The sequence below is a fragment of the Streptomyces sp. NBC_01445 genome, assembly GCF_035918235.1.
Classification (GTDB): Bacteria; Actinomycetota; Actinomycetes; order Streptomycetales; family Streptomycetaceae; genus Streptomyces.
Genome location: NZ_CP109486.1, coordinates 805,096 through 808,537 on the forward strand (window position 1 = coordinate 805,096; position 3,442 = coordinate 808,537).

Genomic DNA, 3,442 nt, shown 5'->3' on the forward strand with positions numbered 1-3,442 from the left:
CCGGGGCCGAAGCCAGGAGGGACGAGGCGATGGTGGCACTGGTTTTCCCGGGACAGGGATCGCAGCGCAAGGGCATGGGGGCCGACCTGTTCGCCCGCTTCCCCGATCTGACGCGGCAGGCGGACACGGTCCTCGGCCACTCGGTGGAGGAACTGTGCCGCTCCTCGGGCGACGGCAGGCTCGACCGCACCGAGTACGCGCAGCCCGCCCTGTTCGTGGTCAGCGCCCTGTCGTATCTGGCCCGGGATCCGGGGCTGCCCCAGCCGACGTTGCTGGCCGGGCACAGCCTGGGCGAGTACGGCGCTCTGTTCGCCGCGGGCTGTTTCGACTTCGCCACCGGGGTACGCCTTGTCCGCGAACGGGGCGCCCTGATGGGGCGCGCCCAGGGCGGTGGAATGCTGGCGGTGCTCGGCGTCGACGGCGACGAGGTGCAGGCGCTGCTCGCCGGGACCGGGGCGCGCCAGGTCGATGTCGCGAACTACAACACGCCCACCCAGACGGTGTTGTCCGGCCCGCTGGAGGAACTGCGCATGGTCTCCGCGGCCCTGGGACAACGGCCGGGGGTGCGATGTGTGCCCGTGCGGGTGAGCGCGGCGTTCCACTCCCGCCATATGCGCCCGGCCGCGCAGGAATTCGCGACGTTCCTGACCGGGTTCTCCTTCGCCGATCCGCACCGCACGGTCATCTCCAGCGTGACGGCACGCCCGTACGGGGCGGGGCAGGTCGCCGAGTTGCTGTCCCGTCAGATCGAGAGCCCCGTGCGGTGGTCGGAGACCATGGCCTACCTCAGGGAGCGCGGGACGACGGAGCTGGAGGAGATGGGGCCGGGCAAGGTCCTGACGGGCCTGTGGAAGCAGGGCCGCGCCGACGGGGCGAAGGCCCGGGCCGTGGTGCCCGCACCGGTAGCGGTGGCGGCCGGTGTCCCCGCGGCGGCCGCGGCCCGGACGCCCGTTTCCTCGGCTCCTGTGGCGGCGCGGGCGGCGACTGCGGCGCCCGCCCGCCCATCGGACCCCGCTCCCCCGGCTCCCCGCACCGCCCCCTCCCCCGCCGCGCCCGTGCCCCCCGCCTCCGTTTCGCGCGGGCAGCGGGCCGAGGAGCTGGGCAGTGCCGAGTTCCGGCGGGACTACGGGATCCGTTATGCCTATCTCGCCGGGGCCATGTTCCGCGGGATCGCCTCGGCGGAGCTGGTCATCCGCATGGGGCGGGCCGGCCTCATGGGGTTCTTCGGGGCCGGCGGGCTCGGGCTCGACAAGGTGGAGAGCGCCCTGGTGCGGATCAAGGACGCACTCGGTCCGGACGGCCGGTACGGCATGAACCTGCTGCACTCGATCGACGACCCGGCGTACGAGCACGCCATCGTCGACCTGTGCCTCAAGCACGGTGTCCACGACGTGGAGGCCGCCGGATTCACCCAACTCACTCCGGCCGTCGTGCAGTTCCGCTTCTCCGGTGCCCACCGGGATGCCGCGGGCCGCCCCGTCGCCGTGCGCCGGGTGCTCGCCAAGGTGTCGCGGCCCGAGGTCGCGGCCGCCTTCATGGCGCCCGCGCCCGCGGCGATCCTGCGCCGGCTGACCGCCGACGGACGGCTGACGCCTCAGGAGGCCGAGATCGCCGCCGAGCTGCCGGTCGGCCAGGACATCTGTGTCGAGGCCGACTCCGGGGGCCACACGGACGGCGGCGCGGCCCTGACGCTGTTGCCCTCGATGATCCGCCATCGCGACGCGGCGATGGCCCGGCACGGTTACGGCCGGCGGATCCGGATCGGTGCGGCCGGTGGCATCGGTGCTCCCGAGGCCGTCGCCGCCGCGTTCGTCCTCGGTGCCGACTTCGTGCTGACCGGCAGCGTCAACCAGTGCTCGCCCGAGGCGGGTACCTCCGACGCCGTCAAGGACATCCTGGCCGGTCTCGATGTGCAGGACACCGCGTACGCGCCCGCGGGCGACATGTTCGAGATCGGTGCCCGGGTCCAAGTGGTCCGCAAGGGAACGCTGTTCGCGGCGCGCGGCAACAAGCTGTACCAGCTCTACCGCAGCCACGACAGCTGGGAGTCGATCGACGCGGGAACCCGGCGCTCCGTCGAGGAGACCTACTTCAAGCGGCCGTTCGCCGAGGTGTGGGAGGAGACCCGCGCCTACCACCTCGGGCGGGGGCGCGACGCCGAGATCGAGAAGGCGGACCGGCTGCCCAAGCACCGGATGGCCCTGGCGTTCCGCTGGTACTTCGCCCGCTCGGTGCGCTGGGGCCTGGAGGGCGAACCGACGCAGAAGGTCAACTACCAGATCCAGTGCGGCCCGGCGATCGGCGCCTTCAACTACGTGGTGCGCGGCACCGGCCTCGAGGACTGGCGTCACCGTCATGTCGACCTGATCGCCGAACACCTGATGACGGGCGCCGCCGACGTCCTCGCCCGCCGCTGACCGTGCGCCGCCCGGCAGCGGCGGACGGCGGGCGGCACACGTATCGATCCACCGAACCCTGGAGCCACCATGACCACCCTGACCTTCCACTCGACCAACTCCGGTGTGATCGTGGAGCGCACCGCCCAGCTCAAGCAGGCCCATCGGGCCGAGGGCCGCCGGATCGCCCTGGAGCAGGCCGCGTACCTCAACGACAAGTTCGCGGGGCAGACCACGGTCACCGTGCACGAGGAGACGTTCGGCGTCCGGGACCGGCTGCACTGGCTGGTGCACCTGCCCAAGCTCAGCGGCCACCGCGAGATCTCCCGGCTGCTCGACGGCGACGAGGGGCCGGCCGCGGACTCCGACTGGCACGGCATGTTCGTCGACGGCTCGTTCTCGGAGACGGCGCTGATCCCGCAGCACTGGGGCATGTACGGCACCGACGAGGCGCTGCCCGAGGGCACCGTCATCGACGCCGCCGCGCCCGACCTGCGCGTCCCGCCGGCCCAGCGGCAGACCTCGATGAGCCCGGAGCGCACCCTCAACTCGTCCGGCGCGGGACTGATGATCCACCGCGTCGCCCAGCCCAAGTACGCCTTCCGCGCCGAGGCCAGGCTCTTCGCCCGCCGCATCACCGAGTCGATCAACACCAGGCTGCCCGGCATCGCGTCGTCGTTCCTGTACGAGGAGGCCTTCGGCCCGGCCGACCGGGTGCACTGGCTCATCCACATGAAGTCCGAGGACACCTACTACGACCTGATCGACATGCACATGCGCATGGACGACGCGACCCGCGCGATCTATCTGGACGAGATCATCGCGCCGGAGAAGGGCGGCGGCACCTGGAACCGGCTGTTCGTCGAGGAGAGCATGGGCGACATCGCCTTCTCCCCGGTGCCGGACGCCCGCTAGAGAAACGCTCGCTTCGCCGCCTCACCGCCTCGCCACCCGCGGGCCTGCTCACTTCTGAGCAGGCCCGCGGGTGCGCTGTTCCTAGGGTGCGTCAGGTGCAGCAAGCCGGTGTCTTTTCTGGGGGAGCGGAT

At 72.0% G+C, this 3,442-nt stretch carries 2 protein-coding genes; both read left to right on the forward strand.

All coding sequences use genetic code 11. From position 1 onward, the window contains the following. Positions 1–29: 29 nt before the first annotated feature. A complete protein-coding gene (fabD, locus tag OG574_RS51940; protein ID WP_326779339.1) occupies positions 30–2,417 on the forward strand; it encodes an ACP S-malonyltransferase in 2,388 nt (795 codons plus the stop codon). Positions 2,418–2,486: 69 nt separating this feature from the next. After that, entirely contained in the window at positions 2,487–3,311 is an 825-nt protein-coding gene (locus OG574_RS51945) for a DUF6039 family protein (protein ID WP_326779340.1), read from the forward strand. Positions 3,312–3,442 lie beyond the last annotated feature (131 nt).

Excerpts from the sequence above, each read along its gene's own strand:
- fabD (WP_326779339.1), top strand. The coding sequence starts at position 30 with ATGGTGGCACTGGTTTTCCCGGGACAGGGATCGCAGCGCAAGGGCATG.
- OG574_RS51945 (WP_326779340.1), top strand. The coding sequence starts at position 2,487 with ATGACCACCCTGACCTTCCACTCGACCAACTCCGGTGTGATCGTGGAG.